The organism is Paenarthrobacter sp. YIM B13468, from assembly GCF_042788025.1.
GTDB lineage: Bacteria > Actinomycetota > Actinomycetes > Actinomycetales > Micrococcaceae > Arthrobacter > Arthrobacter aromaticivorans.
The window spans coordinates 1-13,511 of sequence record NZ_JBHZPI010000011.1 but is presented as its reverse complement, the minus strand read 5'-3'; the positions used below and the strand labels follow the sequence as shown (position 1 = coordinate 13,511).

At 63.4% G+C, this 13,511-nt stretch carries 12 protein-coding genes and 1 pseudogene; 8 read left to right on the top strand and 5 right to left on the bottom strand.

What is annotated here, in order from left to right; genetic code table 11:
• Nucleotides 1-9: 9 nt before the first annotated feature.
• Nucleotides 10-1,002, bottom strand: a complete 993-nt coding sequence (locus ACFX4T_RS11965; protein ID WP_216923540.1) for a DUF1852 domain-containing protein — start codon at nt 1,000-1,002, stop codon at nt 10-12.
• A 120-nt stretch (nt 1,003-1,122) separates the two neighbouring features.
• On the opposite strand from ACFX4T_RS11965, the gene ACFX4T_RS11960 reads away from it, so the two are divergent.
• Nucleotides 1,123-2,064 carry a LysR family transcriptional regulator gene (locus tag ACFX4T_RS11960; RefSeq protein ID WP_377652072.1) on the top strand — a complete coding sequence of 314 codons (942 nt, stop codon included), beginning with the start codon at nt 1,123-1,125 and terminating at the stop codon, nt 2,062-2,064.
• 22 nt (nt 2,065-2,086) lie between these two features.
• Here ACFX4T_RS11960 and ACFX4T_RS11955 read toward each other — a convergent pair whose 3' ends face one another.
• Entirely contained in the window at nt 2,087-2,221 is a 135-nt protein-coding gene (locus ACFX4T_RS11955) for a hypothetical protein (RefSeq protein WP_377652070.1), read from the bottom strand.
• 71 nt (nt 2,222-2,292) lie between these two features.
• Between ACFX4T_RS11955 and ACFX4T_RS11950 the strand changes: the two genes are divergently transcribed.
• Nucleotides 2,293-3,246 (top strand): Lrp/AsnC family transcriptional regulator, encoded by a 954-nt coding sequence (locus ACFX4T_RS11950; protein WP_377652068.1) that lies wholly within the window; start codon nt 2,293-2,295, stop codon nt 3,244-3,246.
• Here ACFX4T_RS11950 and ACFX4T_RS11945 read toward each other — a convergent pair.
• Complete coding sequence (locus ACFX4T_RS11945; protein WP_377652066.1) at nt 3,227-4,675, bottom strand: amidase family protein; 1,449 nt, start codon at nt 4,673-4,675, stop codon at nt 3,227-3,229. The two genes, ACFX4T_RS11950 and ACFX4T_RS11945, sit on opposite strands and share 20 nt — an antisense overlap.
• Nucleotides 4,676-4,949: 274 nt before the next feature.
• Here ACFX4T_RS11945 and ACFX4T_RS11940 point away from each other — a divergent pair, with 274 nt between their 5' ends.
• The 5 genes from ACFX4T_RS11940 (at nt 4,950) to ACFX4T_RS11920 (ending at nt 10,587) form a co-directional block, all read left to right on the top strand.
• Nucleotides 4,950-5,699 (top strand): DUF5058 family protein, encoded by a 750-nt coding sequence (locus tag ACFX4T_RS11940; protein ID WP_377652064.1) that lies wholly within the window; start codon nt 4,950-4,952, stop codon nt 5,697-5,699.
• Nucleotides 5,700-5,773: 74 nt separating this feature from the next.
• Nucleotides 5,774-6,511: a hypothetical protein gene (locus ACFX4T_RS11935; RefSeq protein ID WP_377652062.1), complete on the top strand. Its 738-nt coding sequence runs from the start codon at nt 5,774-5,776 to the stop codon at nt 6,509-6,511.
• Nucleotides 6,512-6,560: 49 nt separating this feature from the next.
• Nucleotides 6,561-7,787, top strand: a complete 1,227-nt coding sequence (locus ACFX4T_RS11930) for an amidohydrolase (RefSeq protein WP_216923556.1) — start codon at nt 6,561-6,563, stop codon at nt 7,785-7,787.
• A 16-nt stretch (nt 7,788-7,803) separates the two neighbouring features.
• Nucleotides 7,804-9,045, top strand: a complete 1,242-nt coding sequence (locus ACFX4T_RS11925) for a CaiB/BaiF CoA-transferase family protein (RefSeq protein ID WP_254186098.1) — start codon at nt 7,804-7,806, stop codon at nt 9,043-9,045.
• Nucleotides 9,046-10,587 (top strand): carboxyl transferase domain-containing protein, encoded by a 1,542-nt coding sequence (locus tag ACFX4T_RS11920; protein WP_377652059.1) that lies wholly within the window; start codon nt 9,046-9,048, stop codon nt 10,585-10,587. It abuts the gene before it with no gap.
• Between the two features lie 30 nt (nt 10,588-10,617).
• Here ACFX4T_RS11920 and ACFX4T_RS11915 read toward each other — a convergent pair whose 3' ends face one another.
• Nucleotides 10,618-10,869 carry a hypothetical protein gene (locus ACFX4T_RS11915; protein ID WP_377652057.1) on the bottom strand — a complete coding sequence of 84 codons (252 nt, stop codon included), beginning with the start codon at nt 10,867-10,869 and terminating at the stop codon, nt 10,618-10,620.
• A 93-nt stretch (nt 10,870-10,962) separates the two neighbouring features.
• On the bottom strand, nt 10,963-12,489 hold the full coding sequence (locus tag ACFX4T_RS11910) for an APC family permease (protein ID WP_377652055.1): 1,527 nt from the start codon (nt 12,487-12,489) through the stop codon (nt 10,963-10,965).
• Between the two features lie 342 nt (nt 12,490-12,831).
• On the opposite strand from ACFX4T_RS11910, the pseudogene ACFX4T_RS11905 reads away from it, so the two are divergent.
• Nucleotides 12,832-13,511 (top strand): annotated as a pseudogene (locus tag ACFX4T_RS11905) (histamine oxidase); the annotation flags it as partial.

Sequence of the window (13,511 nt, the reverse complement as noted above, 5' to 3'; positions counted from 1 at the left end):
CTCCGTGGGTCAGTTGACGAGAGCGGGGTATTTGGCGGTCCACTGGTCCAATAGATCCTTGTGGGGCGTGATGAAGTGTTCCTCCGTGTACTTCGCCTGCGTGACCGCGAGCTGACTGCGCTCGACGCGGTCGTAAGCGATCTGGGTCCGCGAGTAATCCTGCTCTCCCAGGCTCGGCTGGTAGACGTGGGCGGCGGCGGAGTTAGCGTTGTAGATCTCCGGGCGGTAGATCTTCTGGAACGTCTCCATGGTGCTGATCGTGCCGATGAGCTGCAGGTTGGAGTAGTCGTTGAGCAGGTCGCCGCGGAAATAGAAGGCGAGCGGCGCAACGCTGCCGCGTGGCATGAAGTAACGAACCTGGAGCCCCATCTTTGCGAAGTACGCGTCCGTCAGCGAGAACTCGTCCTGCTGGTACTCGACGCCCAGGACCGGGTGACGGTTCTCCGTTCGCCGGTACGTCTTGCTCGTGGAGACGCTGATGCACACCACAGGCGACTGCGGGAAGCGTTCCTGGCATGCCGGGGAATCGAGGAATTGCTGGAACAGTTTGCCGTGAAGATCGCCGAAGTTCTCGGGAACGGTGGGCTTGCCTGACTCCGCTGCTGCCGCTGGCAGTACGACGCTGAAGTCGAAGTCACGGACGTAGGAGGAGAAGTTGTTCCCCACGATCCCTTGGTGGCGGACCCCGTTCAGCTGGTCGACGATCTGGATGTCGAGAACCTCGAACAGGGGGAACTGCTGATCCGTACCTTCGGCAGTGAACTCTATCTGCACGGAAACGATCTCAAGCTCGAGGGTGTAGCGGTCCCGGTCCGGGTTGTCCCAGCTTGCGAGATCGTTGAAGCGGCGCCGAATCATGGTCAAGGCGTTGCGGAGGTTCTCCTGGCGGTGCTCGCCCCGTGCCAGGTTGGCGAAATTCGTCGTGATCCGCGAGCCTTCCGACGGGGAGTAGTCCTCGTCGAAGGGGGTCGTGGTGATGCTGAAGGTGAAGTCGTCTGCCATGTGCTGCCAATCCGTTGATGGGCCGGAGACGGCCTTTCCGAAGGGGATGTATCCATGGTGCAGCCTTCCGGTGGGTATCAAGTAACTAGTGGTTACTATGCATTCATATAGAATCTTCCTATGGCTCAGATTTCGAGTGGATTGACCCTGCAGCAGCTCCGTTACTTCATAGAAGTTGCGGCTGAGGGGTCGATCTCCGCGGCCGCCGATCTTCTCTTCGTAGCGCAGCCGACAATGTCCGCCTCGATGAAGGACCTTGAGGCCCGGGTTGGCCGTGCGCTCCTGGTTCGCTCCGCCCGCGGAGTCACCCTTACCGCCGACGGGGTAGAGTTCCTCGGCTACGCGAGGCAGGTCGTCGAGCAGTTCGCTCTCCTCGAGCAGCGCTACCTTGGTAGGCCACCGCGGCGACGTCTTCTCGGGGTGTCAACGCAGCACTACTCGTTCGCGGTGGACGCCTTCGTCCGGATGGTCAAGGCCACTGATGTGGCCGAATACGAGTTCTCGCTGCGTGAGTCCCGTACTTGGGACATCATCGAGGATGTTCGGACGCTCCGCAGCGAGATAGGCATCCTCTACCGGAACGATTTCAACCGGAAGGTCATCGACAAGCTGCTCCGGGAATCCGGGCTCGCGTTCACTCCGCTTTTCCTCGCCGATCCGCACATTTTCATTTCACGGAACCACCCGCTCGCCTCAAAAGAGCGTGCGACTCTCGCCGATCTCGCCGGTTTGCCGCGGTTAACCTTCGATCAAGGTGCGAACAACTCCTTTTACTTCGCCGAGGAGATTCTCTCCACCTTGTCCAGTAAGCAGGAGATCCGGGTCTCTGACCGGGCCACGATCTTCAACCTCATGATCGGGCTCCACGGCTACACGATCTCGACGGGCATCATCAGCGGGCAGCTCGACCCGGAGATCGTCGCCATCCCGCTCGACGTTGACGAACGCATCGAGATCGGCTGGATCGGCCACGCCGCGATTCCGCTCACCGACCAAGCGCAACGCTATCTCAGGGAATTGCGGGCCGTCGTCGCTGAGTTCGGCGTAGCGCTACTCAACTGACTGCAGTTGAGCGGGCGGGTCTTTACCCCTTCGGTGATTGGACGTGTTCGTTGTAGCCGAGCGGGTTGCTGGTGTCGTACATGGCTGGGGCGGACGCCGTCGTTGGTGCCCTGGCGCGGGAACGGGCCGCACCCGGGAAGCAGTTCGAACTGGCCATCCACCTATATTCTGTCTGTGGACCCGTGAAAGAAACCCAGGGCTCCAACCGGAACGAACGGAGCGCCCCCGGTGTTGTTTGACGCATTGGAGCGGCAGATCGTGGCCGCCCTTCAGATCGATCCGCGCTGCCCTTGGCGCAAGATGGCTGCCGTGTTGGGGGAGGCTGAGCGAACGGTGGCACGCCGGGGCTCCCAACTGTTGGAGTCCGGAGCCGTTGCGGTGGTTGGCGTACGGCCAAAGCCTGCGGCTGTGCTCTTCGAGATGCGGTGCATTCCCGGAACGCTGAGGACGGCAGCGAAAGCACTGGCCCAGCGGAAAGACATCACATTCGTTTACACCACAACGGGCACTGGCGATTGCGTGGCCGAGATCATGACCGACCCCAGGCACATGGCTGACGTGCTGTCAGACGAGCTCCCCTCCACCATTGGCCTCAGGGATTCAACGAGCTACCCGGTGCTGCGATACTTCCGCACCATCCGGGGGTGGCGGCCGGAGATCCTCAGCGCGGACCGTGCCGAGGCGCTCCGATCACCACTCACCCTGGATTCGGGCATCCTGGAGGCCCAGAAGGAACTGAGCAGGCAGGACACCGAAATCGTGGAAGCGCTGTGCGCCGATGGTCGGATGAGCTTCGAGGCGCTGGGCCGCCGGGTGGGGGTGTCGGAGGCCACAGCCCGACGACGCACGGAATGGCTCCTTGCCAACAACCAGGTCCATTTGCGCGTGGTGATCGAACCGGCGGCCTTTGGCCTCGCTGTCGAAGCGCTCCTGTGGATCAGGGCGTCGCCGCTGCACGTCGAACAACTGGGCAAGAGCCTCGCCGAACTTCCGATGGTCCGCTACGCTGCGGCGATTGCCGGGGACTACCAGGTCATCGCGGATGTCACCGTTGGAGACATGTCGTCCCTCTACCGCTTCATCACGGCCTCGGGTTGGGTCCAGTACGCATCCGGCGTGGATGTCTCCGTCCTCCTGGACGCGCATAAGCGCGGCGGACGGTTCATGCGGACGTCGTCGTAAGGATTGGCACCTCGTTGGGGATGACGGGCGCGACGGCGGCGTACCCCGTCTGCTGCTCGAACGCCCGGCCCCAGCGGAGCAGCTGCATGTCCGTGTAGTGGTTGCTCGCCAGCTGGAGCCCGATCGGCAGCCCGGCGGCGCTGAACCCAGCGGGCACGCTGAGCACGGGCAGGCCGGTGGCGGACAGCACGCAGGCTGAGCGCATCCAGTCCAAATAGGTCTCCGAAGGAACCCCGGCGACCGAGGCCGGGTAGCGCAGCGTCGCATCGAACGGCAGAACCTGCGCGCAGGGGCTCGCGAAGAGGTCGTAGCGGCCGAAGAACGACTGCACGCCCGCTTCAAGACGCGTGCGTGCAGCAGCGGTTTCGATCAGGTCCCGGGCAGTCAGGGCGAGTCCCTTGTTCACGTTCCAGTGCACTTCAGGTTTGATCACGTCCCCTGCCCTTTCCAGGAGGGGTCCCAGCCCTGCGGCGAAATCCATGGCCCGTGTGTTCCCGAAGACCAGGTCGGCTTCGCTGAAGTCCGGAGTGGCTTCCTCCACGATCGCCCCCAGCTCCTCGAAAACCCTGAGCTGCCGTTCCAGGTGCTCCAGGATTTCGGGTTCCACCGGCACGCCAATGCCAAAGTCGCGGGACCAGCCGATCCGCACGCCACGCATGTCCGTTTCCAGCGACGAGCGGAATACCTCCGGGTCAAGCCCCGCCGGATGGGGGACGCGAGGATCCGGACCGGCCGTGACGGACATGAACAACGCAATGTCCTCCACGGTGCGCGCCATCGGACCGGTCCGCCCCAGCCACGCGTAAGCGTTGACGTCGGACGGCATGGGGATGACCGCCGTCGACGGCCTGAAACCCACCACGTTGCAAAACGAAGCCGGGATGCGGAGCGAGCCGCCCATGTCGCTTCCGTCGCCGATGCTCTGGACGCGGGAAGCAACGACGGCGGCAACCCCGCCGCTGCTTCCGCCGGCGCTCAGCGCGGGCGCGTATGGATTGGTGGTGGTTCCGAAGAGGTCGTTGAAGGTGTGTGATCCTGCGCCGAACTCCGGGACGTTCGACTTGCCGCTGCTGACCACGCCGGCCGCCTTGAGCCGCGCAATGATGAGGTCGTCGGCGTCGGGCACAAAGTCGCGCAAGGCGACCGAGCCCTGGGTGGTGCGCATCCCGGCGGTGTTGTTGGTGTCCTTGTGCGTCATGGGTAGTCCGTGCAATGGCGGCAGTTCGGCCCCGGAGGCGGTCAGTTGGTCGGCCTGGTGCGCCAGTGACTGTGCGCCCTCGGGGTCAATGGTCACCACGACATTGATCGCGGGATTGACGTCCGCGATCCGGTCCAGATGATCGGCCAGGGCTTCGCGCGCCGAGATGTCCTTCTTGCGGATCGCGGTGGTGAGTTCGACGGCGGACAGCTCGCCAATGGTCTCGGGCATGGTGCTCCTTTGCTGGATGTTCGCTGCCTGAAAGTGTGCCGAGTCACATGCCCTTGGTGGAAGCCTCGAGGGTCGGCGCGGTGCTGTTTGACCGTTTCGGCCAATCCAATGGCTGATTCCGTCAGCCATTGCGTGTGATCCGGCTCATAGCGGATGGTGTTCGTAACCCACTGGCCGATCTGGTCGATGGGTGTGGATTCGCCCCCGGAGCAGGAAACAGCCGTAACAAAGTGGTTCGGTTGTGGAGTGCGCGGGGCTTACACCGGAGGTTTCCATGCACCAACCCCTGGCACTTCAACCCCTCGCGTCCAACAGCGCAACCGACATCCTGGCCATCGCCAACAACCCGGTCCTGTGGATCTGCGTGGCCGGCGTCTTCGGCGTCATCATCATCCAGTCCGCCATCTTCATGAAGGCGGCACGTCGGGCGGCTCCCTCGGTGGAGATGAGCTCCCAGGACATCAAAACGTCGTTCCGTTCCGGCGCCGTCTCGGCGATCGGACCCTCCTTGGCCGTTTCGCTCGTGGCCATTGCGCTGCTTGGCCTGTTCGGAGCCCCGGCGGTGTTGTCCCGGATCGGCCTGATCGGTTCGGCCGCCTACGATGTCTCCGCTGCCGGTATCGCCGCAGGTTCCATGGGCGCCAAGCTTGGTGACGCCAGCTATACACAGAGCGTCTTCGCCGTTGCCTTCTTCGCCATGAGCATCGGTGGGGCCATGTGGATGCTGGCCACCCTGATCCTGACGCCGCTCCTGCGCAAGGGGGACGCCAAGATCCGCTCCGTGAACCCCGCCGCGATGGCAATCGTCCCCGCTGCTGCGCTGATCGGGGCTTTCTCTTGCCTCGGCCTTACGGAGCTCCCCAAGTCCTGGATCCATGTCCTCTCGTTCCTCGTCTCCGCCGCGGTCATGGGCCTTTGCCTGCTGCCCGCCAACAAGCTCGGCAAGAGCTGGCTGAGGGAATGGGGCCTTGGCTTCTCCATCGTCATCGGCCTCGGCGCGGCCTTCTTCGCCGCCGGCGCCTGAGCCCGTTTCCCGCAAGCACTGCTCCCGTAAGCACTGAGCTCCCGAGCACTGAGCAAGAGACAAGGAATATCCCCATGACTTCCACAACTTCTGCCGCCATCACTCCTACCACCGGCACGGCCATGGCCGAGTTCAATCGGACCACCTCCCGCTGGGGCCAAATCACCATGATCGCGGGTTTGCTGATCTCCGTGGCCGGACCGCTGTACCTCGTATTCGCCGGCGGCCTGGACATTGGACCCGCCCAACTCTGGATCGCCTTCGCCGCAGTGGCCGCTACGTTCGGGATCATCTGGATCGTCGAACCGCTGACCTACTTCCCGATCCTCGGCCCTGCGGCCATGTACCAGGCGTTCATGATCGGCAACATCTCCAACAAGCTCCTCCCCGCCGCGCTCATCGCCCAAACGAACATCGGCGCAAAGCCGGGCAGCAAGCGCGCCGAACTTGCCGCCGTCGTGGCTATCTGTGGTGCGGCGGTGGTCCACCTGACGTCGCTCGCCGTCTTCGTGGGACTGCTGGGCAGTTGGCTGATCAGCGTCATTCCGCCGTCGGTGCTGACGGTCACGCGGCTGTACGTCCTGCCCACCGTCCTGGGTGCGGTACTGGTTCAGGCCATCGTGTCAATGAAGCAGCCCCGCACCACCGTCTTCGCGCTACTGGTGTCGGCCGTCGTCGTCTTTGTTGTCCTGCCGATGGTGCCGTCGCTGGCCATGGTGTCCACCGCCATCGCCGTCGTCGGCACCATCCTCCTGGCATGGTTCTTCCGCGGGAAGCAGGTGGCAGCGGCCAAACCCATCCACATCGAGTAAACCCGAGTCGCACGGCAAACCCCCAGAACGCACCAGAAAGAAGATCACCATGACCCAAACCGCCACCGCCCTGGAACTCGACAGCGAACAGACCACCAAGCTCCATGCCCTGTACCGCCGCCTGCACGCCCACCCGGAACTGTCCATGCAGGAGCACGCCACCGCACAACTCATCGAAGAACAACTGGACGGTTTGGGGGTGGAACATTTCCGCTGCGGTGGCACGGGTGTTGTGGGCATCCTGCGCAACGGCGAGGGCCCCGTGGTTGCGTTCCGCGCAGACACCGACGGGTTGCCCATCGAGGAAGCGACGGGTTTGGAGTACGCCAGTACGGACAAGGGCATGCTGGACGGCGCCGAAGTTCCGGTGATGCACGGTTGCGGCCACGACACCCATGTGGCGAGCCTGCTGGGAGCCACCGAAATCCTCGCGGGCAACCGGGACGCGTGGGCGGGGACCTTGGTACTGATCTTCCAGCCCGGCGAAGAGACCGCGGCAGGTGCTTTGGCCATGCTCGACGACGGTCTGTGGGACAAGGCTCCACGGCCGGAAGTAGTGTACGGGCAGCACGTCATGCCCCGCCCGGTGGGTACCGTGTCCATCTCCAGCGGGCCGGTCGCGGCCATGGCGGATTCGCTCAGGGTTACTGTCCACGGCCAGCAGTCCCACGGGTCGCAGCCGCAGGACTCGATCGATCCCATCGTCATGGCCGCGCACATGGTTACGCGGCTGCAGACTATCGTGTCCCGTGAGCTGGACCCGCGGAAGTCCGCCGTCGTGACCGTTGGAACATTCCACGCCGGACTCAAGGAAAACATCATCCCGGCCTCGGCCGAGTTCACGCTCAACATCCGTACCTTCGACGACGACGTTCGTGGCCAGGTCCTTGGCGCCGTTCGTCGCATCATCGAGGCCGAAGCCGCCGCCTCCGGTGCGCCTACCCCGCAGATTGAGGAGATGTACCGCTTCCCGCAGTGCTTCAACGACCCCGACGCCGTTCCTTACGTTCTCGAGGCACTGCGCGGTGCGCTGGGGGCGGAGTCCGTTGAGGTCACCCCGCCGATGATGGGGAGCGAAGATTTCGGTCACCTGGGTACCGCGATTGGCGTGCCGTCCGTGTTCTGGATGTTCGGCGGAACGCCCGCCTCCGCCTTCGACGGACCCGGCGCTGTCCCCGTCAACCACTCACCCTTCTTCGCCCCCGAGCTGGAAGGTTCCCTCGCCGGCGGAGTCTCGGCCGCCGTCGCCGTCCTCCTGTCCCGCTTGGGCAACTGATCTTGGAGGAATGGCCATGACTTCAGCATTGACCGAAACCCGCGCCACGGAAGCACCGCAGTCTGTTCCACAAGAAGCGGGCGGCCCCCTGTCCGGCCGCCTCGTGGTGGACCTGAGTCGGGCCCTCGCGGGACCGCACGCCGCCATGATGATGGGTGACCTCGGTGCCAGGGTGATCAAGATCGAGAACCCTGGCACCGGGGACGACACCCGTGGTTGGGGCCCGCCCTTCGTTGGACCCGAAGACGATCCGCAGGCCACCTATTTCCTGTCCTGCAACCGCAACAAGGAATCCCTGGCGTTGGACCTCAAGAGCGCCGATGGCCGGACCACCCTGCGGCAACTCCTCGAGCGCGCCGACGTGGTGGTGGAAAACTTCCGCCCCGGTGTCCTGGAACGGCTCGGGTTCAGCACCGATGCCATGCACTCGATCAACCCCCGGCTGGTGATCCTGTCCATCACGGGCTTCGGCCATGACGGACCCGAATCCCACCGCAGCGGTTATGACCAGATCCTCCAGGGCGAGGCCGGGCTCATGTCGCTCACCGGCTCCGGACCCGAGGACCCCCAACGCGTCGGCGTACCCATCGCCGATCTCCTGTCCGGCATGTACGGCGCATACGGGGTGGTGGCCGCGCTGCTCGAACGCGAACGGACCGGTCAGGGCCAAGTGGTTCGGACGTCCTTGCTGGCGTCCCTCGTCGGGGTGCACGCCTTCCAGGGAACCAAAGTCACCGTGGCCGGGGAATCGCCTGAGGCCCAGGGAAACCACCACCCCTCCATCGCGCCCTACGGACTCTTCCGTTGCCGCAACGGGAGCGTGCAGATCAGCGTCGGCAGCGAAAAGCTCTGGGCAGCCTTCATGTCCACGTTTGGCCTTGATCCGGCAGCTGAGGGTCTTGCAAGCAACGCGGACCGGGTGCGTAACCGCTCGCGCGTTATCGACGTCGTGGAAGCGGCGTTCGCGGAGTACGACGCTGAGCCGCTCCTCGCGAAGCTCGCCGACGCGGGCATCCCCGCGGGCAAAGTCCGGTCTTTAAAGGAAGTCTACGAGTGGCCACAGCTCGCCTCACAGGGACTCCTGCTCGACGTCGAGCACCCGCTCCTGGGCCCGGTCACCTTGCCCGGCCCGCCGCTGCGCTTCTTCGACAACGTTGCCGGAGCCGAGTCCACCCGCCGCCTACACACGGCACCGCCGCTGCTCAACGAGCACGACGCAAGCATTCGTGAGTGGTTGTCCACAGGGGAGGAGGACTGAATGACCGCCATGGCCATGCGTCGCCGCCTCGGCGCCCGGGAACTGCTTGAGCACATGCTCGACGCCGGCACCTTCGTTTCGTGGGACAGTCCGGTGCGTGGGGTGGTGGGCCTTTCTGCCGCACCGGGATACGCCGCAGACCTGGAAGCCGCAGCGGAGAAATCCGGCAGCGACGAGTCAGTCCTCACCGGCGAGGGCAGGATACGGAACCATCGCGTCGCCGTCGTGGTCTCCGATTTCGCTTTCCTGGCCGGCTCGATCGGGCGGGATGCGGCACGAAGGCTCGTTGCCGCCGTCGAACGCGCAACCCAACTCGGCCTGCCGCTCGTGGCCATGCCCGCTTCCGGCGGGACCCGCATGCAGGAAGGAACCAGCGCCTTCCTGGCCATGGTGGAAATCGTTGCTGCCGTCCAAGCGCACCGCAATGCCGGGCTTCCGTACCTGGTCTACTTGCGGCACCCGACCACCGGCGGAGTCATGGCATCCTGGGGCTCGCTGGGGCACGTGACCGCAGCGGAGCCGGGCGCCCTGCTGGGGTTCCTTGGCCCGCGCGTTTACGAGGCACTGCATGGCGAAGCTTTCCCGCCCGGTGTCCAGACCGCCGAAAATCTGTTCGATCACGGGCACGTGGATGCCGTGGTTCCTCCCGAGGGGCTCAGCGAATACTTTGCCCGCGTGCTGGATCTGTTGCTGGCGCCGAGCAGTGGTTCATCGAGTGCTGCTGTTGCCGGGCTTGGGCAAGCGGCCGCGCCCGAAACCCAACAAACCGGCGCGTGGGACGCAGTGCAGCGGTCGCGCGATCCCTTGAGGCCCTCAACCGAGGAACTGCTCCGTGATGGTGCCGGCGACGTGGTTCTCCTGCGGGGTGCCGGTGACGGTGCCAAGGAGAACGGGATGCTCGTGGCCCTGGCCCGTTTCGGTAACACGTCCTGCGTGGTGGTCGGTCATCAGCGTCACGGTGCTTCGGGGAAATCCATGGGACCGGCCTCCCTAAGGGACGCCCGACGCGGAATCCGTCTTGCCAAAGACCTCAGGCTTCCCCTGGTGACCGTCATCGATACCCCCGGAGCAGCCCTATCCAAGGAAGCCGAAGAAGGCGGGCTCGCTGCGGAGATCGCCCGGGCGCTCTACGACCTCCTTGGATTGGGAACACCCACTCTGTCCGTCTTACTCGGCCAGGGGACCGGCGGTGGAGCCTTGGCCCTGTTGCCCGCGGACCGTACCCTTGCCGCCCGGAACGCCTGGCTTGCTCCCTTGCCTCCCGAAGGCGCGTCCGTCATCGTCCACCGGACCACGTCGCACGCCCCGGCGCTCGCAGAAAGCCAAGGCATCACGGCCGCTGCGCTCGCGGGCAGGGGAGTGGTGGACGTGGTGTTGGAGGAACGCCCCGATGCCGCCCAGGAACCCGTGGACTTCTGCCGACGCATGGGTGAGGTGATCGGCGTCGAACTTCAAGCGCTGGCCGGTTCGGGAGCGCTGGCCGGTTCGGGATTCCCACGGCTGCAGGCCCGCCGCGCGCGGTACCGCGCCCTGGTCTCGTAGCCCCGTGCGTTGAGGGGCCCGCTCTGCGTTCTAACCCGTGGCTTTGGGACGCAGAGCGGGCCCCGCAACAGGAGGTTTGTCAGGCGCTTGCCACGTCCTGGACCTCACCAACGTGACCACGTTGCTTGAAAGGGCAAAGACAACGACGGCGACTACTGAACCAAGAAGCGTGTCGAAGATGCGTGCTTCCAGAATGCCGTCGGTGTTTCCCGAGGCCAAGGCCCCTCCGATGAGTGCAAGCGGCGTAATGCCAAAACGGGAAGCAAGACTTGCACCACTCAACGACCGTCGCTATGGCTTGTCCGATGAGGTTCTTCGCTGATAGCTATGGGCGCAAGTCGCGCCACAGCCGACCGCCGAGCAGCTTGGCGGCGGTTACCGGACTTTCGCCGGGACCGGGTCCGTCTGGTTGGGAGCATCCTGATCGGACGCGGGCGCGTTGTCGGCGCCGTGCCCGATCCCTTTGTAGATTTCAGGTGAGCTCCACCTCAGGTAAAGACCGTAGGCAATGCCGAGGAAGCCGGGAATGATTGCGATCGCTGTGAGGATCCCAGGTAGTGCGGGGAGGTTCGTTGTTCCGATGAGGACTTCGAAATTGGTGAAGACCAGGACAAATATTGTGGCTAATCCCAGCGAGCTGATCGTAGGTGCGATGGCTCGCGTCCACAAGCTGTGTCCGAAATGGTTTGGTCGGAAATAACCTATGACGGCGAACGAGACCAAAGTCATCAGAAGAACCAGGCCCAGAGCGGCGACGTTGGAAAGCCACGTGAAAAGAGTGAGTACCGGGTACAAGACTCCGAGGTCGGAGTTGGCTCCGGCAACGGCGAACCCGGCCACCACGACGAGTGCGATCACGGATTGTGCAATTGAACCTGCCACTGGGGCATGGGTGCGCGGATTGACATACGCCAACTTGCGCGGCACGACGTTCTCCCTCGCGAGTGAGAAGAAGTAGCGGGCCACGGCATTGTGGAAGGCCAGCAGGGCAGCAAAGAGGCTGGTGATGAACAACAGCTGGGCAACGTCAGCCATCAGGCTGCCCATGTTTCCCGCCAGGAAGGAAAAAAGGACACCCGGACCAAGCTCGCGAGATTGAGCGACGATTTGGCTAGGGCCGATTCCGGTCATCATGGCCCAAGCCGAGAAGGCGTAAAATGCGGCAATCAAGATGACCGAAATGTAGGTGGCCCGGGCAATGGAACGTTGTGGATCCTTCGCTTCCTCGCTGTAGATTGCGGCAGATTCGAATCCCATAAAGCTTGCGACGCTGAAAGCCAAAACGACGCCGACGCCGTCAGTGAACAGGTCCCCCGCAGCCAACCCCAGCGTCGATACACCTTCGGGCTGTACCACAAACGATGCGATGTCGAATATGAGGACAACCAGGAACTCCAATCCCACCATCACTGCGACGACGCGTATGGAGAAGTCCACTTTGTTGATGCCGAGCCATGCGACAACCAGGAATGCCACACCCGCTGTCGCCCACCACGGCACTGCGGAACCTAGCTTTTCATTGATGAAGGATGATGAGGCAAACCCGAAAAGGCCATAAACGGCCACTTGGACAGCGTTGTAGGCAGTAAGTGCCAGGAAGGATGCGCCTACGCCCGTAGTCCGTCCCAGACCTTGTGCGATGTAGGCGTAGAAGGCCCCCGCGTTACGGATTCGTGCACTCATCGCCGAGTAGCCAACGGTGAACAACAGGAGACACATGCCCAAGACCACGAAAGATAGCGGTACGCCCAACACGCCTGTGACGGCGAAGTTGCTCGGATATCCGCCCGCAACCACGGTGAGCGGGGCAGAGGCGGCAATGGTCATGAAAACAAGTGCGGGAACGCCCAGGGTGCGACGGCTAAGGCCGGCCGCCAATGGGACGGGAGACTGCTTGGACATGGAGGATCCTCCGGATATGAAAGTTTGAACCGACACTCGAGCCCGGCTTGGGGTCATCAGGGGCTCGTGGAGTTGCCAGGGCGTGGATGTTGGCCGGAGCGTATTCGGCCTCAGCGGGAGATGGGATACCGCCAGTCAGAAGTTGTTCGGTGAGAACACCTGTGTTCTGCCGTGACGTATCACACAGAGTATGCCCGGGGAGGACCGACTGTCACTCGTTTTTCCACATATGTCGAAAAAAAATTTCACACGCATCAGGCTCTTGTGAACCAGAACACTGACCCGTATTCTCTACAGGCATAGAATAAAAAGACCGTCCGCGGTCCGTACTGAAGGCTCGAAATGACTCTTGCACCAACCCAAACTGCGTCCGCGTTCCGCTTGACCGATGCCGCTGAGATTCATGAGATACGTTCAATCCTGCACGGGGCGGGCCATCTCCAATCGCAGCATCGCATTGCGTACTTGGGTCTGATCGAACCCCCTCGCGGCGTGAAGGAACACGAGGAGGACCGGCGGTTCCGGGTGTTTATCCATGACATCTCCGGTGGGGCTCCCACAGATGTGCTTGTTTCCGTCACGCGTGGTGAGGTCCTGTCGGCGGTGGAGCTTGATACCAAAGTCTCCGGCGAGCTGCCGGTCATCGAGGAAGAATTTGAGCTGGTCGAGCAGCTTTTGGCTACGGACGAGCGGTGGTTGGCTGCTCTTGCCGCCCGTCGGTTGGAGGTTGAAAAGGTCCGCGTTGCCCCGCTTTCTGCGGGGGTGTTCGAGTACGAGGAAGAACGCGGCCGTCGGATCCTGCGGGGCCTGGCTTTCGTGCAGGATTTCCCGGAGGACAGCGCTTGGGCGCACCCGGTGGATGGGCTAGTGGCGTATGTGGATGTGGTCAACAAGGAAGTCACCCAGGTGATTGATCTTGGCGTCATGCCGATTCCTGAAGAGCATGGAAACTACACCGACCCTGAACTCACAGGCCCGCTCCGGACCACCCAAAAGCCCATCAGCATTACCCAACCCGAAGG

Excerpts from the sequence above, each read along its gene's own strand:
- ACFX4T_RS11965 (WP_216923540.1), bottom strand. The coding sequence starts at position 1,002 with ATGGCAGACGACTTCACCTTCAGCATCACCACGACCCCCTTCGACGAG.
- ACFX4T_RS11960 (WP_377652072.1), top strand. The coding sequence starts at position 1,123 with ATGGCTCAGATTTCGAGTGGATTGACCCTGCAGCAGCTCCGTTACTTC.
- ACFX4T_RS11955 (WP_377652070.1), bottom strand. The coding sequence starts at position 2,221 with ATGGCCAGTTCGAACTGCTTCCCGGGTGCGGCCCGTTCCCGCGCCAGG.
- ACFX4T_RS11945 (WP_377652066.1), bottom strand. The coding sequence starts at position 4,675 with ATGCCCGAGACCATTGGCGAGCTGTCCGCCGTCGAACTCACCACCGCG.
- ACFX4T_RS11940 (WP_377652064.1), top strand. The coding sequence starts at position 4,950 with ATGCACCAACCCCTGGCACTTCAACCCCTCGCGTCCAACAGCGCAACC.
- ACFX4T_RS11935 (WP_377652062.1), top strand. The coding sequence starts at position 5,774 with ATGACTTCCACAACTTCTGCCGCCATCACTCCTACCACCGGCACGGCC.
- ACFX4T_RS11930 (WP_216923556.1), top strand. The coding sequence starts at position 6,561 with ATGACCCAAACCGCCACCGCCCTGGAACTCGACAGCGAACAGACCACC.
- ACFX4T_RS11925 (WP_254186098.1), top strand. The coding sequence starts at position 7,804 with ATGACTTCAGCATTGACCGAAACCCGCGCCACGGAAGCACCGCAGTCT.
- ACFX4T_RS11920 (WP_377652059.1), top strand. The coding sequence starts at position 9,046 with ATGACCGCCATGGCCATGCGTCGCCGCCTCGGCGCCCGGGAACTGCTT.
- ACFX4T_RS11910 (WP_377652055.1), bottom strand. The coding sequence starts at position 12,489 with ATGTCCAAGCAGTCTCCCGTCCCATTGGCGGCCGGCCTTAGCCGTCGC.